General features: G+C 67.4%; 16 protein-coding genes. 3 read left to right on the top strand and 13 right to left on the bottom strand.

Annotated elements, in window-relative coordinates; translation table 11 throughout:
- Window positions 1-33: 33 nt before the first annotated feature.
- The 6 genes from nrdR to ACM0PY_RS11805 form a co-directional block, all read right to left on the bottom strand.
- On the bottom strand, window positions 34-555 hold the full coding sequence (gene nrdR / locus ACM0PY_RS11830) for a transcriptional regulator NrdR (RefSeq protein WP_005415256.1): 522 nt from the start codon (window positions 553-555) through the stop codon (window positions 34-36).
- A 90-nt stretch (window positions 556-645) separates the two neighbouring features.
- Window positions 646-1,080, bottom strand: a complete 435-nt coding sequence (locus ACM0PY_RS11825; protein WP_180885648.1) for a hypothetical protein — start codon at window positions 1,078-1,080, stop codon at window positions 646-648.
- Between the two features lie 86 nt (window positions 1,081-1,166).
- Window positions 1,167-1,601 carry a hypothetical protein gene (locus ACM0PY_RS11820; RefSeq protein WP_134971998.1) on the bottom strand — a complete coding sequence of 145 codons (435 nt, stop codon included), beginning with the start codon at window positions 1,599-1,601 and terminating at the stop codon, window positions 1,167-1,169.
- A gap of 27 nt (window positions 1,602-1,628) precedes the next feature.
- Complete coding sequence (locus ACM0PY_RS11815) at window positions 1,629-2,048, bottom strand: hypothetical protein (RefSeq protein ID WP_072167831.1); 420 nt, start codon at window positions 2,046-2,048, stop codon at window positions 1,629-1,631.
- Between the two features lie 67 nt (window positions 2,049-2,115).
- Window positions 2,116-3,369: a serine hydroxymethyltransferase gene (gene glyA, locus ACM0PY_RS11810; RefSeq protein WP_057494411.1), complete on the bottom strand. Its 1,254-nt coding sequence runs from the start codon at window positions 3,367-3,369 to the stop codon at window positions 2,116-2,118.
- Window positions 3,370-3,554: 185 nt separating this feature from the next.
- Window positions 3,555-4,034 (bottom strand): RcnB family protein, encoded by a 480-nt coding sequence (locus tag ACM0PY_RS11805; RefSeq protein ID WP_049414548.1) that lies wholly within the window; start codon window positions 4,032-4,034, stop codon window positions 3,555-3,557.
- A gap of 252 nt (window positions 4,035-4,286) precedes the next feature.
- Here ACM0PY_RS11805 and ettA point away from each other — a divergent pair, with 252 nt between their 5' ends.
- The 3 genes from ettA (at window position 4,287) to ACM0PY_RS11790 (ending at window position 8,539) form a co-directional block, all read left to right on the top strand.
- Window positions 4,287-5,951 (top strand): energy-dependent translational throttle protein EttA, encoded by a 1,665-nt coding sequence (gene ettA / locus ACM0PY_RS11800; RefSeq protein ID WP_005415249.1) that lies wholly within the window; start codon window positions 4,287-4,289, stop codon window positions 5,949-5,951.
- Between the two features lie 183 nt (window positions 5,952-6,134).
- Window positions 6,135-7,451 carry an NCS2 family permease gene (locus ACM0PY_RS11795; protein WP_070488733.1) on the top strand — a complete coding sequence of 439 codons (1,317 nt, stop codon included), beginning with the start codon at window positions 6,135-6,137 and terminating at the stop codon, window positions 7,449-7,451.
- Window positions 7,452-7,534: 83 nt separating this feature from the next.
- Window positions 7,535-8,539 carry a DUF4434 domain-containing protein gene (locus ACM0PY_RS11790; RefSeq protein WP_180885650.1) on the top strand — a complete coding sequence of 335 codons (1,005 nt, stop codon included), beginning with the start codon at window positions 7,535-7,537 and terminating at the stop codon, window positions 8,537-8,539.
- On the opposite strand, the gene ACM0PY_RS11785 is transcribed toward ACM0PY_RS11790, so the two are convergent.
- The 7 genes from ACM0PY_RS11785 to ACM0PY_RS11755 all read right to left on the bottom strand — a co-directional run bounded on the left by ACM0PY_RS11785 (window position 8,533) and on the right by ACM0PY_RS11755 (window position 21,577).
- Window positions 8,533-11,367 (bottom strand): NfrA family protein, encoded by a 2,835-nt coding sequence (locus ACM0PY_RS11785; RefSeq protein ID WP_180885652.1) that lies wholly within the window; start codon window positions 11,365-11,367, stop codon window positions 8,533-8,535. The two genes, ACM0PY_RS11790 and ACM0PY_RS11785, sit on opposite strands and share 7 nt — an antisense overlap.
- A complete protein-coding gene (locus tag ACM0PY_RS11780) occupies window positions 11,364-13,511 on the bottom strand; it encodes a glycosyl transferase family protein (RefSeq protein WP_414609388.1) in 2,148 nt (715 codons plus the stop codon). Before ACM0PY_RS11780 ends, ACM0PY_RS11785 begins: the two co-directional genes overlap by 4 nt.
- A gap of 6 nt (window positions 13,512-13,517) precedes the next feature.
- Window positions 13,518-15,719 (bottom strand): hypothetical protein, encoded by a 2,202-nt coding sequence (locus ACM0PY_RS11775; RefSeq protein WP_180885654.1) that lies wholly within the window; start codon window positions 15,717-15,719, stop codon window positions 13,518-13,520.
- Window positions 15,716-16,900, bottom strand: coding sequence for a non-hydrolyzing UDP-N-acetylglucosamine 2-epimerase (wecB, locus tag ACM0PY_RS11770; protein WP_134972085.1), 1,185 nt, complete (start codon window positions 16,898-16,900; stop codon window positions 15,716-15,718). Before wecB ends, ACM0PY_RS11775 begins: the two co-directional genes overlap by 4 nt.
- Window positions 16,901-17,166: 266 nt before the next feature.
- Window positions 17,167-18,201 (bottom strand): fimbrial protein, encoded by a 1,035-nt coding sequence (locus ACM0PY_RS11765; RefSeq protein WP_180885656.1) that lies wholly within the window; start codon window positions 18,199-18,201, stop codon window positions 17,167-17,169.
- Entirely contained in the window at window positions 18,192-20,756 is a 2,565-nt protein-coding gene (locus tag ACM0PY_RS11760; protein ID WP_134972089.1) for a fimbria/pilus outer membrane usher protein, read from the bottom strand. The genes ACM0PY_RS11765 and ACM0PY_RS11760 overlap by 10 nt, the downstream gene beginning before the upstream one ends.
- A gap of 92 nt (window positions 20,757-20,848) precedes the next feature.
- Window positions 20,849-21,577, bottom strand: a complete 729-nt coding sequence (locus ACM0PY_RS11755; RefSeq protein WP_005415239.1) for a fimbrial biogenesis chaperone — start codon at window positions 21,575-21,577, stop codon at window positions 20,849-20,851.
- Between the last annotated feature and the right edge of the window lie 37 nt (window positions 21,578-21,614).

Raw genomic sequence — 21,614 nt, 5'->3', positions numbered from 1 at the left:
ATGGGCGCCTCCGTGCCACCACAGCGGTGTCGGTCAGCCCTTCTTCTTCTTGGTCAGGGCGATCACATCGCCCAGCAGCTGGAGCTGTTCGGTGCTGGACGGCAGGTCGCGCTCGAGCTTCTCGATCTCCTCGCGGAAATCGGCCACGTCCTCGAAGCTGCGGTAGACCGAAGCGAAGCGCACATAGCCCACGTGGTCGAGCTTGCGCAGTTCGTTCATGACGAACTCGCCGACCTTGATCGAGGGCACTTCGCGCTCGCCGCTGATGCGCAGCTGGTGCACCACCGCACGTACCGCCGCTTCGATCTTGTCTTCGGGAACCGCACGCTTCTGCAGCGCGCGGTCGAACCCCGCGCGGACCTTGCGCTGGTCGAACGCTTCGCGGGTGCCATCGCTCTTGACGATGGCCGGCAGCTTCAGCTCGACCGTTTCCAGGGTGCTGAAGCGCTCGCCGCAGGCTTCGCATTCCCGCCGACGGCGAATCGTCGCGCCGTCTTCAGAGACGCGCGAGTCGATGACCCGGGTATCGGCATGTTGGCAGAAGGGGCAATGCATGGAACGCCTGGCTCAGGGAGCAATTGCCACCATCATGGCAGCGTCGCAAAGGTACCTGAGAAGGGGCCAGGCAGCAAATTCCGTTTTTCTTCACTGGCGCCCGCAGGCCTTCGACAGCCATCGGAAGTGGTAGGCAAGGCTGATCCAGGGAGCCCCCCAACCGATTGCCAATATCAGCAGTATCGGATGCACTCCAAGACTTGAAACTGTTATCACCAACGCGGACACAGCCTGAGCACCTGACACTAGAAACAGCGTCTCCAGCACTGGCGAGGCGGGCTTCAATCCATCCGGTCCGCGCATCTGCCACGTGTTTACAAGCTGATAAACCGGTGGGATCGCCGTCACGGACAGGACACCCCACATCGCAAGCAATCCAAGAACTGCGCTGTTGTCACCGCCTTGCGCCCATACCCCTAGCAGCAGCAGCAGCGAACCCAACAGGCCGGCCAACGCGCAGGGAATGGAAAAAAGAAGGCTGTGGACAAGCAGGTAGAGGCCTTGTCGGCGGCGCCAGGATTGCATCGGGGGCTCCTTTCATTAGCTCGGAAGACCCTAGTCCTGACGCCTGCAGCACACCATGCAATTTCTCTGAAACTTCCAAGCACCCGTCACACAGCGTCGGTCACGCCCCAGCGCAACCACAACAGGTGCGCGGCCAGCACCAGCAGCAGTGGGCCAAACCCGAGAAAGCCCAAGGTCGAGGTCTCCCCTTCCTTGAAGGTGAAATACAGCGTGGCGGCGACGACACCCAGCGCGGCCAGTATTCCCAGCACCAGGCCAATCCATGCGACCACCGGCGCCTGATGCAGGCCTGCGCGACCACGCCACAGGAAGAGGCCGCTCAGCCACATCCAGGACAGCAGGCCGAGCACTCCGGCCGACGACCACAGCAGCAACAGCGTGTACTCGTCGCCCGTCAGGTACTTGCCGTCCCATACGGCCATCAGCCCCAGCACGGCACCCGTGCCGCCTGCCGCCACGGTGGGCAGGCCTACCAGCAGGCCGGCAATCGCCATCGCGCGTTTGTGCAGGCGCTCATCCATGCGTTCGACGTCCTTCCATGGGCCACGTCATGCGCGGCGCTTGATCCACACCAGCATCGCCGCCGGCACCAGCATCGACGGGCCCAACAGCAACAGGGCGATGCCTTCGGCGTGGACGGTGATGCTCCACCACAGCGCCAGCCCCAGCGGGGGTACGGCGGCAAGACCGCCGGCCAGCAGCAGCCACCACCAGAGGCGATGCACCTGCAGCCCGGCACGCCCCTGCAGCAGATACCCGGCGCTGAGCCACAACCAGGCCAGGCAGCCGGCAATGCCGGCGAGGCCCCACAGCGGCATCACCGTCACCGCGGCCAGCGTGCCATGGCCGAACTGGCCCAGCCCCGTCAGCAGCAGCATCGTCGCCGCGGCACCGCCCACCACCAGGCTGGGCAGGCCGAATGCCACCGCCAGGGTGGCGTACAGATACTTGAGGCGGCGCTCATCCATGCGCGGGATTCCTGGTGACGGGGTCAGAGCCCTTCCCTGCGGGAAGGGATCCGACCCCCTGCGCCGATCAGCCGTAGACCGGGTACTTGCGGCACTGCGCGCTGACCGCGTCGCGCACGCGGGCGATGACGGCATCATCGTTCGGTGCGTCCAGCACGTCGGCGATCCAGTTGGCCAGGTCCACGCAGTCCTGCTCGACGTAGCCACGGGTGGTCACGGCCGGGGTGCCCAGGCGCAGGCCCGAGGTCACGAACGGAGAACGCGGGTCGTTCGGCACCGAGTTCTTGTTGACGGTTATGTGAGCCTTGCCCAGCGCAGCTTCCGCATCCTTGCCGGACACGTCCTTGCCGATCATGTCGACCAGCATCAGGTGGTTCTGGGTGCCGCCGGAAACGATCTTGTAGCCCCGCGCGATCAGCGTGTTGGCCATCGCCTGGGCGTTCTTCACCACCTGCTGCTGGTAGGCCTTGAAGCCCGGTTCCAGCGCTTCCTTGAAGGCCACAGCCTTGCCGGCGATGACGTGCATCAGCGGACCGCCCTGGATGCCCGGGAACACGATCGACTGCAGCTTCTTGACCAGGTCTTCGTCGGCGCCCTTGGCGATGATGATGCCGCCACGCGGGCCGCGCAGGGTCTTGTGGGTGGTCGAGGTGACGACGTGGGCGTGGTCCAGCGGGCTCGGGTAGACGCCGGCGGCGACCAGGCCCGCGACATGGGCCATGTCCACGAACAGGTAGGCACCGACCTTGTCGGCGATGGCGCGGAAGCGCGCCCAGTCGATCACCTGCGAGTAGGCCGAGAAGCCGGCCACGACCATCTTCGGCTTGTGCTCCAGGGCCAGGCGCTCGACCTCGTCGTAATCGATCAGGCCCTGGTCGTTGACGCCGTACTGCACGGCGTTGAACAGCTTGCCCGAGGCATTGACCTTGGCACCGTGGGTGAGGTGGCCGCCGTGGGCCAGGCTCATGCCGAGGATGGTGTCACCCGGCTGCAGCAGGGCGAAGTACACGGCCTGGTTGGCCTGCGAGCCGCTGTGCGGCTGCACGTTGGCGTAGTCGGCGCCGAACAGCTGCTTGAGGCGGTCGATCGCCAGCTGCTCGGCGATGTCCACGTATTCGCAGCCACCGTAGTAGCGCTTGCCCGGATAGCCTTCGGCGTACTTGTTGGTCAGCTGGCTGCCCTGGGCTTCCATTACGGCCGGGCTGGTGTAGTTCTCGCTGGCGATCAGCTCGACGTGGTCTTCCTGGCGCTGGGTCTCAGCGGCGATGGCCTTGGCCAGTTCGGGATCGTAGGTTTCGATGCGGACGTCACGCGGGAACATCGGGTACTCCAGCAGGCAGGGAAAGGGGTACGGCTCAGCCCCTGATTGTAGCCCCGCACCGGCCTGCCGGGGCCGGAAAGGCCGGGGCCGGCACTCCCGAAGGAATCCGGCCCCGTATGGTTTCGAGGGACGTTGTGGGATCACAGACCTTTCCGTGGAAAGGGATCCGACCCCAGCCGCGATCCTCAGCGACTGTTGATGATGTAGTCGGCGATGATGCCGGTCGCCACCGCCACCAGCAGCATGTTGCCGCGGTCGTCGCGGATCCAGTGGTGCCCATACGGCGGGCGGCGCAGGTGGTAGCGCGGGTAGTCGTTCACCACATAGATCGGGCCGCGGTAGTAATCGCGGTAGCGGTGGCCGACCTTCCAGCCGTAGCCCGGGCCGTAGGCCGGGCGGTAGACCACGCGCGGCGGCGGCGGGGCCGGACGGTAGTAGCGGTCGTGGTCGCGGTGCCAGTCGCGGCGGTCGCGCTCCCAGTCGCGGCGTGCCTCGCGGCGGTCGCGTTCCCAGTCACGGCGGTCCTGTCGCCATTCGCGGCGGTCCTCGCGCCACTCGCGGCGGTCATGGCCGCGACGGTGGTCGTTGTCGGCAAAGGCCGGGGCCACGGCGCCGAGCGCCAGCACAGAGGCCACGGCGCTGGCCATTACTCGATTGATGCGCATGTCAGACCTCTGCTTGGGTGGTGGTGAGCCCATATTGCGCACCCGATCTGAACCGTTTCCGGCTGGAAACGCTTCCCGCTGCAGGACTGTGACGGAGTATTCAGGCCACGGCCAGCCAGCGCCCCTGCCACGGGCGCGGCCCGGAACCGGTTCCGGCTATAATTGGCGGTATTCCTTTCCAGTCTGTGCCCGCTGCCACAACGGGATGTTCCCGTGATGGGCCGGGCGCAGGGCCGCGCCTACGGAGACCTCATGTCCTCGCAATACATCTACACCATGAACCGCGTGTCCAAGGTGGTCCCGCCCAAGCGGCAGATCATCAAGGACATCTCGCTGTCCTTCTTCCCGGGCGCGAAGATCGGCCTGCTGGGCCTGAACGGCGCCGGCAAGTCCACCGTGCTGAAGATCATGGCCGGCGTGGACACCGATTTCGAGGGCGAGGCCCGCCCGCAGCCGGGCATCAAGGTCGGCTACCTGGCACAGGAACCGGAACTGGACCCGAACAAGACCGTGCGCGAGTCGGTCGAGGAAGGCGTGGGCGAAGTGCTGCAGGCCCAGGCGGCGCTGGAAGCGGTGTACGCCGCCTACGCCGAAGAAGGTGCCGACTTCGACGCGCTGGCCAAGGAGCAGGAGCGCCTGGAGGCGATCCTGGCCGCCGGTGATGCCCACACCCTGGAAAACCAGCTGGACGTGGCCGCCGATGCGCTGCGCCTGCCGCCGTGGGACGCCAAGATCGCCAACCTGTCCGGTGGTGAAAAGCGCCGCGTGGCACTGTGCCGCCTGCTGCTGCAGAAGCCGGACATGCTGCTGCTGGACGAACCGACCAACCACCTCGACGCCGAGTCGGTTGAATGGCTGGAGCAGTTCCTGGCGCGTTACACCGGCACCGTGGTGGCCGTCACCCACGATCGCTACTTCCTGGACAACGCCGCCGAGTGGATCCTGGAACTGGACCGCGGCCGCGGCATTCCGTGGAAGGGCAACTACACCGAATGGCTGGTGCAGAAGGATGAACGCCTGAAGCAGGAAGAAAACCAGGAAAAGGCCCGCCAGAAGGCGATCCAGAAGGAACTGGAGTGGTCGCGCCAGAACGCCAAGGGCGGCCGTTCCAAGGGCAAGGCCCGTCTGGCCCGCCTGGAAGAACTGCAGTCGCAGGACTACCAGAAGCGCAACGAGACCAACGAAATCTTCATCCCGCCGGGCGAGCGCCTGGGCAACATGGTGATGGAGTTCAAGAACGTCTCCAAGAAGTTCGGCGACCGCCTGCTGATCGACAACCTGTCGATGCTGATTCCGCCGGGCGCGATCGTCGGCATCATCGGCCCGAACGGCGCCGGCAAGTCGACCCTGTTCAAGATGATCACCGGCCAGGAAAAGCCGGATTCGGGCGAGATCGTGATCGGCCCGACCGTGCAGCTGTCCTACGTGGACCAGAGCCGCGACAAGCTGGAAGGCAACCACAACGTCTTCCAGGAAATCGCCGGCGGCCTGGACATCCTCAACATCAACGGCATCGAGATCCAGTCGCGCGCCTACATCGGCCGCTTCAACTTCAAGGGCCAGGACCAGCAGAAGATGGTCGGTTCGCTGTCCGGTGGTGAGCGTGGCCGCCTGCACATGGCCAAGACCCTGCTGCAGGGCGGCAACGTGCTGCTGCTCGACGAACCGTCCAACGACCTGGACATCGAAACCCTGCGTGCACTGGAAGACGCGCTGCTGGAGTTCCCGGGCAACACCTTCGTGATCTCGCACGACCGCTGGTTCCTGGACCGCATCGCCACGCACATCATCGCTTTCGAAGGCGACTCGCACGTGGAGTTCTTCCAGGGCAACTACCGCGAGTACGAGGAAGACAAGAAGCGCCGGATGGGCGATGACGCTGCGCCCAAGCGCCTGCGCTTCAAGGCGCTGAAGTAAGGCAACCGGAAAGGCCGCGCTCGCGCGGCCTTTCTCCTTTCGGTAGGTCACCACCGTTGGTGGTGACGCTTTGAAGCGTACCGACCAACGGTCGGTACCCACCACCAACGGTCGGTACCCACGTTCTGCATTCGGGTAGGTCACGACCGTTGGTCGTGACACCTTATCGTCGCGAGAATCCCCATGTCCCTGTTCGAGCGCATGTTCCAGCTGCAGCAGCACGGCACCACCGTGCGTACCGAGCTGCTGGCCGGCATCACCACCTTCCTGACGATGTCCTACATCGTCTTCGTCAACCCGGAGATCCTCGGCACCACCGGCATGGATGCGGGTGCGGTGTTCGTGGCCACCTGCCTGGCCGCCGCGCTGGGTTCGGCGGTAATGGCGCTGGCGGCCAACTTCCCGGTCGGCATGGCACCGGGCATGGGCCTGAACGCGTTCTTCGCGTTCACCGTGGTCGGCGCTGCCGGCCTGCCGTGGCAGCAGGCGCTAGGGGCGGTGTTCATCTCCGGCCTGGTGTTCCTGGTGTTGTCGCTGACCGGTGTGCGGGCATGGCTGGTGTCGGGCATCCCTTCGTCGCTGCGCTCGGCGATCGTGGCCGGCATCGGCCTGTTCCTGGCGATCATCGCGCTGCAGAAATCCGGCGTGATCGTCGGCAACGAAGACACGCTGGTGGCGCTGGGCCCGTTGAATACGGCGCCGCCACTGCTGGCGCTGGCCGGTTTCCTGTTGATCGCAGTGCTGGAAGCACGCCGGATCCGCGGCGCGATCCTGATCGGCATCCTGGCGGTGACCGGTGCGGGCTGGGCATTGGGCGACGTGCAGTACCAGGGCCTGGTCTCGCTGCCGCCGAGCCTGGCCCCCACCTTCCTGCAGCTGGACCTGCCGGGCCTGCTGCACCATGACGGCGGCGCACCGATCGCGGTGCTGCTGCAGGTGGTGCTGGTGTTCGTGCTGGTGGAAGTGTTCGATGCCACCGGCACCCTGTACGGCGTGGTCGGCCGCGCCGGTCTGCTGAAGCTGCCGGGCGCGCAGAAGCGCTTCGGCCGCGCGTTGCTGGCCGACAGCACCGCCATCGTGGCCGGTTCGGTGCTCGGCACCAGCAGCACCACCGCTTTCGCTGAAAGTGCTTCGGGCGTGCAGGTGGGCGGGCGCACCGGCCTGACCGCGCTGGTCGTGTCGGCGCTGTTCCTGGCCGCGCTGCTGTTCTCGCCGCTGGCGGCGATGGTGCCCAGCTATGCCACCGCACCGGCGCTGCTGTTCGTGGCCGGCCTGATGCTGCGCGAACTGGTGGAAGTGGACTGGAGCGACCTGACTGAATCGGTGCCGGCCGCGCTGTGTGCGCTGGCGATGCCGTTCACCTACTCCATCGCGAATGGCCTGGCGTTTGGCTTCATCGCGTATGCGGCGCTGAAGGCCGGCACCGGCCGCTGGCGCGAAGTGCATCCGGCGGTATGGCTGGTGGCGGTGCTGTTCACCCTGCGCTACGCGTTGGAGTAAGCACGCGGTGGTGCCGGCCAGCGGCCGGCACTACCCGTTGCTGGGTTCACCTGCTGCGCACGGTGCTCTGGGATGATGCGGGCATGGTTGCGCCCGTCCTTCCCGCAGATCCGTCTTCGCCATTGCGCCGCCGCCTGCTGCGAGCGGCCGTGCTGGCGCCGTTGGCCGGTACGCTCGCCACCCTGCCCGGCTGCTCGGTGCCGGTGCAGGTCGACGGCACCTTCCTGCAGCCCTGGCGCAGCCACCTGCAGTGGGGACCGGCCGACTGGCAGCGCTCGTTGAAGCTTGCACATACGCTGGGCTGCCGTCAGCTGGTGCTGCAATGGACCGGCATCGTCGGCGGCAGTGACGGCGACTGGTCACTGCCCGACGGCAGCCTGCATCAGCTGTTCACCGCCGCCAGCCAGAACAACCTGCGCATCCGTGTCGGCCTACCCTTCCAGCAGCGCTGGTGGCAGGCGATCGGCGCCGACGACGCCGCGCTGCAGGCGTTCCTGGCCGACAGCCTGGCGCACGCACGCAGCTGGTTGGCACAGGCGCCGTGGGCCGAGCAGCCGGCCTTCGGGGGCTGGTACCTGCCCTACGAACTGGAGCAGTACCACTGGGCCGATCCGGCCCGCCAGCAATGGCTGGCGCAATGGCTGCACGGGCTGGCAGACGCCACCGGCGCGCGCGGCGGTGACTGCGCGATCTCCTGCTACTTCAGCCGCCTGCAGTCCGATGGCGACCTGGTCACGCTATGGCAGGCGGTACTGGCCCAGGCCACGCTGCGACCGATGGTGCAGGACGGCGTGGGCGTTGCCGGCGCCGGCAACGTACAGCAGCTTCAGCCGTTGCTCGATCATTTCCACGCGCACGACATCGGCTTCGATGTGATCGTCGAGCTGTTCCGCGAACTGCCCGGCAGCGCCGCTGATGGCAGCGGGTTCAAGGGCGAGACTGCCGATGCCGCACGGATCCAACGGCAGCTGGCGTGGGCGCGCGACAGCGGCGCACAGCACGTGCTGGTCTATGCGCTGGAGCCGTGGCTGACCCAGGACACGCCGCAGGCGGCGGCGCTGCGGCGGCGGTGGGGGCTGCCTCAGTAATAGAGGATGGCGGTGGCGAACAGGCCCTTGGCGCGCTGCGTATCACCGCCACCGATCGCAAAGCGGTACTGCACGGTCAGGTCGAGGTAGGAACGCGGCGTGTTGTAGTGGTCCTCGCGGAACCAGTAGCGCACGCCCAGGCCCGGCCCCGCGCCCAGTGACCAGCTGCGCTGCGTATCGTTGAGCGCGAACGACTGTACCGGAAACAGCGGGTAGCGGATGTCGCGCACGCGCGAGCGCTGGTCCAGCCAGTCCGCCCCCACCACCGCATACGGCGTGACCACCCAGTGGGTCTGCCCGGCACCGAAACGGAAGCTGCGTCCGGCGCGCAGTTCAGCGGCAGCGAACCACTGTTCGCGATGCAGGCGCCCATTGGCATCACCGATCCGCCGCACCGGTATGCCGTTGGCATCGAGTGCATCCAGGGTGAAATGCGCGCTGTTGTCATCCCATGTGTAACCGCCCTGCGCGTAGCCGCTGACCATCCACCACTGGTTCACGTCGGTGCGCAGGTCGGTACCGTGGTAATAGCCGTAGGTCAGGTAGGACATCCAGCCACCGGAACCGCTGGCCAGGCGGTAGCGGGCCAGGGTGCTGGATTCCAGTGGCGGGTTCAGGGCCAGCTGCAGGCGGCACTGCACGGCCGCGGAGGCGGGATAGACATCGCCCGTGCGCGTGGCACTACCGAGGAACTGGCGGCGCTCGATGCCGGCGCTCAGGCCGGTCTGGCCGAAGGCGTAGCGCATGCCGAACGAGGCGATGGTGGACGGCCAGCCGGTGGTGGAACGCGAACGGCTGAGACGGTCGGCGCGTGCACGTGCGTCGGGTGTCGATTCGCCGGTGCACGGGTCCACTGCGCGGATCGATTCGTAGGTGCCGCCCTCGTCGTACAGCGTGTTGAGCAGCCGCGTGTAGAGCTCCAGCGTGCCGTGCTGGTCGTTGAACGCCGGGGGCCGCCAGAACGCTTCCAGCGTGCTGAACACCGAATCGCCCGGCGTACTGATCGCCGCGCCGCCGACATTGGTCGCGGCCTGGCGCGCGCCGCGGAAGCCGGCCGAGGCGATCACGCCCCACTCGCGCGAATAGTTGGCGATGGCATTGCGCACGTTGTAGCGCTGATGCGCATCCAGAGGCAGCTCACCGGCGTCGGCGCGATCGATGGCACTGCGCAGCAGCGACACCGCCTGCGGATGATCGCCGTTGGCCGCACTCGCGTACGCCTGGTCGATCACCACGCTCTTGGGTGCCTTGCCGGTGGCCTCGGCGGCACGGAAGTCGGCCAGTGCGCGCGCCGGTTCACGGGCCTTCTGGTTGAGGTAGCCGCGTTGCATCAGCGCCACCGCGTCATCAGGGTGTTGTGCCAGCGTCGCATCCAGGCGCAGCCGTGCTTCGTCCTGCTGGCTGCGGTTGCCTGCCGCCAGCGTGGTGGTCAGCAGGCCTTGCAGGTCTGCATCGTCCGGTGCGAGTTGCACGGCCTGCCGAGCTTCACCTATGGCCTCGGCAAAGTCCTGGCGCGCGTAGGCTGCATATGCGCGCTGTGCAGCGCCACCGTCGCCCTGCAGATCAGCCGGCATCAGCTCGCAGATATTGGCGGCGTCATCCGATTGGCAATGCTGGAACGGCGCTGGATAGGCCTGCGCACTCATGCGCGGAAGCTCGCGACTGGATCCGGTCGCCCTGGCGCGCTGCTCGATGCCCTGCTGCAGCAACTGCTGCGCGCGTGCATCGCCTGCATCGGCTGGCAATACCGACCGCAGCGGCGCCAGCAGTGCAGCCGCACGTGCGCGATCCCCAGCGGCCAGGGCCGCATCCACGGCCAGCAGGCGCACGTTACGCTGTTGCGTTGTGGACCCCGGCATGGCGAGCGCGGTGTCGAAGTCCTCATTGGCAAGCACGGTCTTGCCCTGGCGCTGGCGCAGATAGCCGCGCATCACCCGGGCATTGAGATCCCTGCCGTCGGCCTGCAGTGCCTGGTCGGCGCTGCGCTCGGCGTCGGCCAGCCGCCCCTGCTGCAGCTGCGCGGTGATCAACAGCAACCGGTACGAAGCAACATCCGGCGCAAGCTCGACGGCGGCGCGCGCCTGCGCGACGGCCGCCGCATCGTTCTGCGTGGACAGCGACTGGTAGGCCTGCTGGGCCTGCAGCAGCGCGCGCTGGCGGGCCAGCGCCACGCGCCGCGCGCGCAGTTCCTCGACGTTCGGTGCGCCCAGCTGCAGCGCCGTGCCGATGGCCGCGTCGGCCAGTTCGGCCTGTTGCTGTGCTTCCAGCGCCGCCACCCACAGCATCGCCCAGGCACCCTGCTTCGGCTGCTGGCGGAAGGCCTGCTCGGCCTTGCTGGCCGCTTCCCGCATGCGCCCGGCGTCATAGGCAGCATAGGCCTCGGTGGCCAGCGTGTAGGCCTGCTGCCTGGCGCGGTCTGCGCCGCTGCCGGCCGCGCGCGGTGGAGAGGGTGCGCGCCCGCCCCGGGCATCCGGGGGCGTGCTGCGCGCAGCGGTGGCAGCGGCCAATGCCGGCAAGGCCGGATCCTTCAACCCGGCATCCAGTGCACGGCGCGCCTGCTGCTGCGCCTCCGCCGGCCGGCCCAGTTTCTGCAACGCATAGATCTGCAGCAGGCGCAGCCGCACCACGTCCGGGCGCAACCGGATCGCTTCGCTGGACTGCTGGTAGGCCGCAGCGTAATCACCGCGCTCGTAGGCGGCGAAGGCCTGCTCGGCGACGCGGTAGGCCGCACCGGACAACGGCAGCGGCGCATCGGCCTGCGCCTGTGCCGGCGCGGTAGCCGTTGCCAGGGCGACAGCGATGACGGTGGACAGCAGCGTGGTCTTCATGCCGGCAAGGCTCCGGGAGGCGGCGACTGCAGCGCGGCCGCACGCCGGCGCTGCTCCTGCATGGCCTGGGCGACGGCGTCCTCGGTGGTGATGCCCTGCTTGACCAGGTAATCGCCAATGCGGCCATCGCGCTGCGGCTTGTACGCATCCAGTGCAATCTCGAAGCGCGCGTGGTCGATCAGGCGCATCTCCACCAGCAGGTCGCCCAGCAAGGGCACGTTGTCCAGCTGCCAGTGCTGGTCACCGCCGATCAGGCGCAGGCCTGCGTTGATTTCGCTTTCGCGGGCGATGCTCTGTTCGATGTGTGCGCTGCGGGTTTCCTGCTTCAGTAGCGCCAGCGCGTCTTCGGGCAATGGGCTGGCCACGGCCAGCCGCAGTGTCTGCTGCTGCCGCGGCGGTAGCGGCAGCATGCGCCACTGCACGCAGGCATCGGCGCTGACCGGGAATGAGCCCGCGCGCAGGTAATCGATGTCGATGACCGCACGCGGCAGGTCGCCCTGGAAGGCGATGGCTTCGGCCAGGGTTTCATCATCCAGCCAGCCCTGGGTGAGCAGGATGCGGCCCAGCGGCTGCCGCCGGCCGGCATGCTGCTGCGCCAGCGCCTGCTGCAGCCGCTCCGGTTCCACCGCCTGCCAAGTGGTCAACAGCTCACCGAGCTGCTTGCGGGTCTGCACCAGCTGTGCCGCATCGGGGAAGTCGTGCATGGTCTTGTCCCAGACCATGCGCTTGCCGAACAGCAGGTAGGCCAGGAACACCTTCCATGCGCGGGCGGTGGCCATGAAGTTGATCATGTTGCCGACCACCATGCGCGGGATCGACATCAGCGCATGCTCCCAGCCGTACAGGCGGTTGACGAAGTAGAAGCGCTGCACGACGCGGGTCGCCAGTGCCGCCGTGGTCAGCAGCGCGACATTCATCTGCCAGGTACCGGCCTGGAACACGCTGGGGAACTGCATCGTCCACACCCCGGTCGCCTTCAACAGCCAGAACAGCAGCAACTGCAGGAAAATGAGGTAGGCGATGATGCTGACGAACGAGGTGATGATGCCCTTGCGATCGCGCGCCAACAGGTACTTGGTAGCCAGCGAACCGCGCCAGCCCAGCGACTCCCAGCTCTGCAGGCCGATGCCCAGCACCCAGCGCGCCTTCTGCCGGTACGAGGCGCGGAAGTTGTCGGGGAAGTACTCACGCACGCACAGCGCCATCTGCTGGGTGCGCTCGCGCACCGGCCCCCAGCCGAACCATGACGGCCGACGCACGCGGAACTGCACCGGGAAGCGGGCGAAGATCGACTGCATGCCCATGGCCGCCAGCCGCGCACCGACGTCGTAATCTTCGGTGAGGCTGTCGGTGTTGAAGGGCTGGTTGTCGGTCTGCGCGCTCAGCGCCAGCAGCGCACGCCGCGAAAAGCAGGTGCCGACGCCGGCCGACGGCACCATGCCGGACACGCTCTCGCGCACCACCAGGTCCTTGGCGTGCCATTCGGCGAACTCGTCCATGTAGACACCGGCCACCAGTTCGTACCATTCGCGGTCCAGTGAGGTGACCGGCAGCTGGATCATGCCCTTGCGCGGCAGCAGGTAGTTGTAGAAGCGCAGTTCCATCGGGTGCAGCACGTCTTCGCTGTCGTGCAGGATCACCCCGGCGAACTCGATGTCGTGGCGCTTCTCGTAGTCGAAGATCGCCAGGATCAGCCAGTTCAGGCAGTCGGCCTTGCTGGTCGGTCCGTCATGCGGCACCTCCACGCGGCGCAGGCGCTTGTAGCGACGGCGCATGCGCTCGACTTCGTCGATGGTCTGCTGGTCGTTGGGATAGGTGCCGACGAACACGACGTACTCGCGGTAGTCGAGCACGTTGATCATGTTCTCGACCATCTGCGCGATGACGTCGTACTCCATCCACGCCGGCACCATGATCGCCAGCGGCTGTTCCGGCCGCTGCAGCAGGTCTTCCTGGGTCAGCGGCCGGTACGCGTCGCGGCGCTTGACGGTCAGCGCGCGCCAGCTCTCGCGCACCCAGTACCAGACATCGATGAACAGGTCATCGAGGCTGGAGATCAGGATCAGCACGGCCACCGCCGCCGCCGTGGTTTCCAGGGCGGCGTAGTAGTTGGCCAGCTGGATGTTCCAGAACAGACCGTCCACGGTGGATCAATGTCCTGCGTTGGCGGACTTGCGGCGGCGCACCTGGGTGACGCGGGCGGCCAGCAGCGCGAATACGATCACGCCGACCAGCAGCAGCAACCAGACCATGTGCCGTTCCCACTTCGATTGCGGATTGCCGTCGTGCGCGAGGCGAGTGCCATAAGGATCCTGGCGGTCGAATTCGCGCACGACATCAGTGCCGTCAAGCACGGCAAGATCGCCGCGCAGCAACCGGAACGGTGCGCTGAACGACGGTGCCTGTGCGCCGAGGTCGCTGTAGAGAACGCCCAGCTGGCCGCCGGACGAACCCACCTGCACCACCGCGGCGTGATCCAGGCCGCTGACATCCAGCAGCGGTTGCGACGTGCCACCGACGCGCAGGTGGCCATCCTTCAGGCCGGCCACATCGACACCGGCCGGTGCAACGCCGAAGGCCAGCCATGGCGCGCCCGGGCTGACCGCGGCACCAGCGTCGACCACCTTCAGTTCCGACGCCTCCGGCGAAGCGCCCACTGCACTGGCCACCGCGATGACCTTGCCCAGCGAGGCCGGTGCATCCTGCAGCCAGGCGCCGGGCACGAACACCTGGTTGCCGCGTGACAGCTGGCTGCTGGCACCGACGAAATCACTGCCCAGCGAGCGCCTGGCCAGGGTCAGGTGGCTGCTGGGCAGGATCGAGACTGGATAGCCGGTCGCCGGATCGTGGCAGTAGGGGCGTGCCGGTTGGCGCAGGAAGCTGACACGGATCTCGTTGCGCGCCGACAGCGCGTAGGCCGGTACCTTGGCCACCAGCCGTTGCGGTTGGCCGTTGGCCGACAGCACCTTGCCGCCCAGCAGGTAGTCGTTGAGGTAGATCGTGGCCACCGCGCCCTGACCCGCCGCATTGGGGGCCGCCGAGACATCGATCACCACTTGCTCGGGCAGGCGGCCGTCGGCCGACAGCGTGCCCAGATCGAAGCTGGCGCTGCGGTCGGCGCGGGTCACCACATCCATGGTTCCGGCGATGTTTCCGAGCCGGCTCAGCAGTACCTGGTCACCGTCCAGTTTGGGCGTTCCTGCTGCGCTGACCTGCAGGCTGCGGCCCAGCGCATAGCTGCGCCACTGTTCGGCGAACAGTCCGGCCACCTTGCCCGCTGCCGCCGGGTCGACCACCAGCGTCGGACGGCCTGCAACGGCCACCACGCTGACCGACACGTTGGCGGCGGGCTTCTCCAGGCCGCCCATGTCAGTACCGCGCCACGTGGCAAACGCTGCGCCCGCATCGGTGCCCGCCGCGCCGACCTGTGCGGCCAGCGCATCCAGCGCCGCGCGTACGCCGACGCGCAATGCATCGCTGCCGATCATCACATCGGCGGCCAACGGCCCGCTGTCACGCAACGACAGCAGCGCTCCCACTTCGGCCAGGTACTTGATCGCGTGCACGCGCTCGCCCGCGGCCAGCGCGGCGTACGCCGGCACGCCCTGCAGGCTGGCCGGGATGCTGATGCCGGCCAGGTCGACGCTGTCGCCGACCTTGGGCAGCGTCACCACCTGCACCTGTTTGCCTCCGGCCTGCAACGCGGTACCAATGCGCCAGGCGGCATCATAGGTGGGCGCCTGCAGCGCCTTGCCCTCCACCAGCAGGCGCACCCGCGGTGGCAGCGCGCCCCAGGCCTTGGCCACGGTATCCACGGCACGCCCATCGAAGCGGTAGCTGAAGCGCGAGTCCGGCGACAGCCGCAGCACATTCGCCGGCGCGCTCTGGTCGGCACATTGGTAGTCGGACACGATCGACCACCAGCCGACACCGACCCGCACGAAGCCGTTCTGGCGGGGTTCGCCATCGATGGCCAGCAGCTGGCTGGCATCGCCCTGGGCATCGGTGATCGAACGCGCGGCGATCGGATCGCCATCCACCGACCACAGGCCTGAAGTTCGCCCGGCGTGGCCACGCACATAGCGGCCATCGAGCTGCAGCTGCGCATCGCGAGTGGCAACACCGGCCGGCACCGGCAGGTAGACCTCGCGCTGGCTCTCCTGCCCACTGAGTACCAGCGGCTGGCGGAAGCCGAGTTCGCGCAGGGTCATCTGCCGGCTCACCGTGCTGTCGCCGCTCCATTCTGCGAACTGGCCGGCGACGCTGTCGGCGGCGTGGGCACTGCCAACCGCGCACGACAGGACGAACGCGGCGGCGGAAACAAACAGGGGACAGCGGCCGGTCTGGCTCATGGCGTCACTTCATGGAGAGGGTGGTGGGCGGCACCGCCGCTGCGGAGACCGGGCGAGAACTCGGGAAGAGGAGCGCCACGCAGGGCGGCGACGATGCGGGCGCTGGCGCGGCCGTCGCCATAGGGACTGCCATCGGGGTCGAAACGGGTCGGCCGCGGTGGCTGCGCCAAGGCCGCATTGACCCCCTCGACGATGCGCGAGGGCGTGGTCCCGACCAGCGTCACCACACCGGCCTCGACCGCCTCCGGGCGCTCGGTGACGTCGCGCATCACCAGCACCGGCTTGGCCAATGCCGGCGCTTCTTCCTGCACGCCACCGGAGTCGGTGAGGATGACGTCGGCGCGCTGCATCAGGCGCACGAAGCGCAGGTAGTCCTGCGGCGGCACCAGGTGCACGTTGTCGAGGTTGCCCAGGTGTGCGTTGACCGGTGCCTGCACGTTCGGATTGAGGTGCACCGGGTACAGCACCTGCAGGTCCGGCCGCTGGGCCAGTTCGGCCAGCGCACGGCAGATGTCCTCGAAGCCCTGGCCGAAGCTCTCGCGGCGATGGCCGGTGACCAGCAGCAGGCGGCGCCCGGGGTCGAGCATGTGGAAGGGTTCGTCGGCCTGGGCACGCAGTGCCGGATCGGCATCCAGGCGCTGCACGGTCTGCTGCAGGGCATCGATGACGGTGTTGCCGGTGACCAGGATCTGCCCGCCCAGATGCTCACGGGCCAGATTGGCGCGCGAGCCGGGAGTGGGTGCATACAGCTGATGACCGACCACGTCGATCACCCGCCGGTTCATCTCCTCCGGCCATGGCCGGTTGATGTCGCCGGTGCGCAGGCCGGCCTCGACATGGCCGATCGGAATGCGGTGGTGGAACGCGGCCAGGGCAGCGGTCATCGCCGTGGTGGTATCGCCGTGCACCAGCACGCGATCCGGGCGGACCTGCGTGTAGAGCGCGTCAAGCCGCTCGAACAGCCTGGAACACAGGCCATTGAGGGTCTGGTTGGGCACCATGACCTCCAGGTCATGGTCGGCGGTGATCTCGAACAGCGACATCACCTGGTCGAGCATCGCCCGGTGCTGGCCGGTGATGCAGACCACCGATTCGACATCCGCAGCCTGGGCCAGGGCGCGCACCAGCGGCCCCATCTTGATCGCTTCCGGCCGGGTGCCGAACACCGACAGGACCTTCACCGGGGTGCTCCGGAAGGCCGGTGCTGGAAAATGCCAGGAGCTGTAGCCACGTCTGGATCCTTTCGGCGTTACCGTCCAATGCCCGCAGGCAGGAGACGGTCACCTCATGAGGAAACTCCAAATTCGCGACGTCCATCACATTCGATTGATGGCACGTGCGTCGTGGCAGTGATCTTCATCGTTGGAAGATCAAGACGCAGTCAACGCCGCCCGTGGGACGGGCGACGTTGCGGCGGAACGCAGCAGGGGCAGCCGCCCGAGCGGCCTTACTCGTACTGGATGGTGAACGTGGCCTGGCCGTTCGCGACACCCGCACCCACCGTGCCAGCCTGGGTCTGCACATAGCGCGCGCGCAGCGGCAGCGCCATGACGCTGGTCCCCGGCGCGGTGGTGCCGACGTTGATGGTCTGGCCGAAGCGCACTTCGCGCTCGGTGGTGCCAACGCGCTGGACCATCTGGATGCCGATGCGGGTGGCGCTGTTGCTGGCTGCGCTGAGCTTCAGCACACCCGGCATGTTCGAGCTGTCCTGGTCGGCATCGAGGCGGATGCCGATCTTGCTCTGGTAGGCGGCAACATTGCTGCCCTGGCAGTTCAGGCGGATCTCGAAATCACGATCGACCGCGCGCGAACCGACACCGGTGAAGGTGGTGTTGGGCACGCTGCCGAAGTCGACGGCGATGTTGCGGCTGCCGGCCTGCACTTCGCAGGTCGGGCTGACCACGGTGGTACCGGAGCCCTTGAAGGTCGAGGTCAGCACCGGGCGACCGGGGCCATCGCCGTCGAAGTAGTACGTGGTGAAGCGGCCGTTCGGCGCGATCACGCCCGAGCCGGTCTGGGCAGCGGTCTTGATCAGCTGGATGCGGAACGTGCCTCCCACCAGCGAGATGGTGCTGCTGCTGCCGAAATTGATGGTGTGCGGATAGTAGGTCTGGATCGCACCGGAGTCCCGGTACAGGCGGATACCCACGCCCGCCACATCGGTTTCATAGACGTTCGAGAAGCCGGCCACCGGACGCTTCTGCGCGGCGTTGACGTACTCGCCAATGGAACGGCCACCGGACCAGTCGCAACGTGCCACGCTGTTCTGCTGGTTGATCGGCTCGCTGATCTCCTTGATCACGCCACCGACCGGCGTGCTGGGCAGGATCACGATCTGGCCCATGTCCATGGTCACGTCCTGCGCGGTGAACCAGCTGGACTGGATGCGGCACGACGCGCTGGCCTGCTGTGCCAGCAGTGCGCCACCCAGCAGTACAAGGGCCGTCAGCGCCTTGCGGCCACGGGAAGAAATCATCGGCATGCTGCCTCCAGCGGGATGAAGCCGGTCTTGGACGCATCGGCGTCCGCCGGAACCTGGTAATCGATGGTGCAGCGCTGGTCGGCACCGGCGCCCCACTCCACCAGCAGGCGACCCTGGTTCTTTTCACTTCGCACGTACAGGCGGCCGCCCTGGCTGACCATGCCGACCGGCTGGCCCTGCTCATCCTTGACCTGCGCACCGAACGGCATGCTGCGGCCATCCGGGTTGCGTACCTGGATCAGCAACGCGTTGCCCTTGCGGGTATCGAAGCGCAGGTAGCTGATGGCACCGGCGAACGGTGCGATCGACTGGCTGGTGCTTTCCAGCTCGACGTCGTGGGCCATGCCCTGCGGATCGAGGGTGACGGTGTTGAGGCGGTACGGCGACACGTACGGCACCACGGCGTAGCCGCGGCCATCGACGCGCAGGCCCGGGGCGTTGCTGACGATCGCATCGCGCGCGCCCGGGGCCTCGACCAGCACCATGGTGTCGCCACGCTGCGGGGTGAACGTGAAGCCGCCCGGATGCACCACCACGCTGCCGTTGGCACCGACCGAGGCCTGGCGGAAATCACGCGAGTGGCTGTAGGTGGCATTCAACGCGGAGTAGCGGCTGCGGTATTCGGCATTGCCGACCGCCGTGGTGCCACCCTCGCGGGAATCGGACAGGGCCACGCCGTAGCTGAAGTTGTTGTCGACGCCGGCCGAACCGGTGATGCCGACGCGGCTGTTGTCGTAGCCACCGCGGTCGCGCACGCCGAGATCGGCACTGAACGACACCGGGTGGGTACCACGGCCCAGCGGCACGCTCATCGACAGCAGGTACTGGGTGTCGGAACGGCCGAGCACGCCTTCTTCGGTGCGCAGCGCCGAGAATCCGTAGTTCATCGAACGCCAGGCGTTGTTGTAGCCCACCTGGTACTGCTTGGAGGTGCCGGAGCGGTCATAGAAGTCACGCACCGAACCGGTCACGTACAGCGCACCGCCACGACGGCCCAGTGGCTGGTTCAAGGTCACCTGGAACTGGCTGCGCTGGCGGCCACGGGTGGTCGGATCGATACCGCGCGCGTCCGAGTCACGGCCATACAGCGCGTCCTGCAGGCTGTAGAAGCCTTCGGTCGAGTAGCGGTAGGCGGCCAGGGTCAGGTTGGTGCCGGTCTCGCCGATCATGTTGCTGTAGCTCAAGCGCACGCTGGCGCCAGTGTGGCTGCCGTAGTGGTCGAACGAGGTGCGTGCATGGGTGACGTCTGCCGCGAAGGCACCGACCCGCGTGGACAGGCCGACACCGTACAGCAGCGACAGGTAGCCATCGCTCAGCGCGCTGCCGCCGTACAGGGTCAGCTGGTTGCCGATGCCGCGCTGGTAGGTGCCCTGCACCAGCCAGGGTTCGTCGGCCAGCAGCTTGTTGCGCACCTGGCCGGCGGTCAGCGAGTAACGCGACACGCCTTCGCGCAGCATCTGCGGCACCGAGCCGAACGGCACCTTGAATTCGCGGCGGCGGCCATCGGCCTCGATCACGCTCACTTCCAGGTCGCCGCCGTAGCCGGTCGGGTACAGGTCATCGATGACGAAGTTGCCCGGCGAAACGGTGGAGGAGTAGATCAGCTGCTGGTTCTGGCGCACTTCGATGCGTGCGTTGGTCTCGGCGATGCCGCGCACCACCGGCGCGTAACCGCGCAGCGAATCGGGCAGCATGCGATCGTCGCTGGCCAGGCTGGCACCGCGGTAGCCGATCGAGTCGAACAGCTCGCCGGTGGTGTAGGCCTCACCGATGGTGAGCATGCCGCGCACCTGCGGGATGCCGCGCTGTGCGTAGGTGGCGATGCTCTGCCAATGGCGGCCGTCACCCTCGGACCAGGTCAGGTTGGAGTCGTGGCGGAACTGCCAGCCACCCAGGTTCAGGCCGGCATTGAGGCCGAGATAGGCACTGCGGTTGCGCTGGCCACCTTCGACACGGCTGTTGCTGTCGATGGCATTGAAGCTGTAGCCGACGAAACCGGCATTGATGCCGCGGTCCCACAGCGCCGGGTTGACGTAGCCGCGTGCCTCACGGCGCAGGAACACCTGCGGGATGCTGAGGTCGTAGCGCAGGTTGCCGCTGTCGTAGACACCGTAGGCGTTGGCCATGCGCTGCTGCACCGGCACGCAGCTGGTCGTGTCGGTCGGCAGCGTCGGGTCCTGCTGCAGCAGCACGGCCTCGCTGTCCACGCCCATTTCCTCCAGCATCGGCAGCGGCAGGCAGGCGTCGACACGGCCCTGTGCATCGGCCTTGAACTGCAGGTCACGACGGCCCTGCCAGGCACCGTTGACGTAGACGTCGACACGGTAGTTGCCGGCAACCATCGGGTTGCCATTGCTGAAGGCCGCCAGGTCGACCTGCTTGGCCTGGCCGGACAGGAAGCTGGAATTGAACTGGGCCGATTCCGGTGCACGCGCATTGGCCGCACCACTCTGCGCCATCAGCGCCTGTTCACCGAGATTGGCCGGCGCAGCCAGCGCCCATCCTGGGCAGGCCGCGCCAACAACCAGCAGGCAAAGCGCCTGATGGATCGACAATGTCAATCTGTTTCCGATCACACTGACATTCCTTCAATTCGCCGCGCGGCGGCGGTGGCGGGATGCGCAGGCCCTTGGCCGGCGCGGCGCGTTCAGCTCCCGGTGCTGTCGAGGCGGACGGTGTGCTCGACCCGGCCGCCGTAATCGTTAATGGTGATGAAGCGCACCTGGTTGGTGCCCGCCGGCGCGGCGAACTCCAGGCTCTGCTTCGGCGCGACCATCGCGCCCTTGTCCTCGACGGCCTTTTCGCTGCTGCCGGTCACGGCATGCACTTCGGCCAGAGTGACGTGGAAGGGGCTCGGGTTTTCCACCCGCAGGCGGTCGCCATTGCGGGTCCAGCGCAGCGCTGCCGGTGCGTCGTTGGCGACGCCCTTCAGGCCCTGCGGCCGGTAGAAAAGCTTCAGGCGCGAACGGAACGCCACCTGCAGGTAATTCTGGTCACCGCTGTCGGCGTTGTCCGGCGACGGCGGTACATCCAGCACGTTGAGCCAGAACACCGTCTCGCGATCGGTCGGCAGCTGTGCGCCGGAGAAGATCAGGCGCAGCGCCTGGCTGCGGCCCGGCTCGACGCGCGCGATCGGCGGCGTCAGCACGAACGGAGCATCGCTGGTATCGGCGGTCTGGTTGGCGTCGCCACTGTCGATCCAGGCCTGGACCAGTGCGGGCGAGTCGCCCACGTTGTCGACCTGCACGGTGACTTCGCGCGCCTGTGCCGGGTAGATCACCCGCGTGCCATTGACCACCACGCCGGCCAGTGCGTTCTGGCAGAGGGGCAGCGTGAACGCTGCCAGCAGCAGCGCCCGGGGAAAGAGTGCTTTCATCGGAAGTACTACGCTCGAGGGGTGTGGCCAGGGGCCG

The sequence above is a fragment of the Stenotrophomonas sp. BR163 genome, from assembly GCF_047520985.2.
Classification (GTDB): Bacteria; Pseudomonadota; Gammaproteobacteria; order Xanthomonadales; family Xanthomonadaceae; genus Stenotrophomonas; species Stenotrophomonas sepilia.
Note: the sequence above shows the minus strand (reverse complement) of the source record. Positions and strands in the feature narration are given on the sequence as shown.

Excerpts from the sequence above, each read along its gene's own strand:
- ACM0PY_RS11775 (WP_180885654.1), bottom strand. The coding sequence starts at position 15,719 with ATGAGCCAGACCGGCCGCTGTCCCCTGTTTGTTTCCGCCGCCGCGTTC.
- ettA (WP_005415249.1), top strand. The coding sequence starts at position 4,287 with ATGTCCTCGCAATACATCTACACCATGAACCGCGTGTCCAAGGTGGTC.
- ACM0PY_RS11795 (WP_070488733.1), top strand. The coding sequence starts at position 6,135 with ATGTCCCTGTTCGAGCGCATGTTCCAGCTGCAGCAGCACGGCACCACC.
- ACM0PY_RS11785 (WP_180885652.1), bottom strand. The coding sequence starts at position 11,367 with ATGAAGACCACGCTGCTGTCCACCGTCATCGCTGTCGCCCTGGCAACG.
- ACM0PY_RS11805 (WP_049414548.1), bottom strand. The coding sequence starts at position 4,034 with ATGCGCATCAATCGAGTAATGGCCAGCGCCGTGGCCTCTGTGCTGGCG.
- ACM0PY_RS11790 (WP_180885650.1), top strand. The coding sequence starts at position 7,535 with ATGGTTGCGCCCGTCCTTCCCGCAGATCCGTCTTCGCCATTGCGCCGC.
- ACM0PY_RS11765 (WP_180885656.1), bottom strand. The coding sequence starts at position 18,201 with ATGCCGATGATTTCTTCCCGTGGCCGCAAGGCGCTGACGGCCCTTGTA.
- nrdR (WP_005415256.1), bottom strand. The coding sequence starts at position 555 with ATGCATTGCCCCTTCTGCCAACATGCCGATACCCGGGTCATCGACTCG.
- ACM0PY_RS11825 (WP_180885648.1), bottom strand. The coding sequence starts at position 1,080 with ATGCAATCCTGGCGCCGCCGACAAGGCCTCTACCTGCTTGTCCACAGC.
- glyA (WP_057494411.1), bottom strand. The coding sequence starts at position 3,369 with ATGTTCCCGCGTGACGTCCGCATCGAAACCTACGATCCCGAACTGGCC.
- ACM0PY_RS11815 (WP_072167831.1), bottom strand. The coding sequence starts at position 2,048 with ATGGATGAGCGCCGCCTCAAGTATCTGTACGCCACCCTGGCGGTGGCA.
- ACM0PY_RS11820 (WP_134971998.1), bottom strand. The coding sequence starts at position 1,601 with ATGGATGAGCGCCTGCACAAACGCGCGATGGCGATTGCCGGCCTGCTG.
- ACM0PY_RS11755 (WP_005415239.1), bottom strand. The coding sequence starts at position 21,577 with ATGAAAGCACTCTTTCCCCGGGCGCTGCTGCTGGCAGCGTTCACGCTG.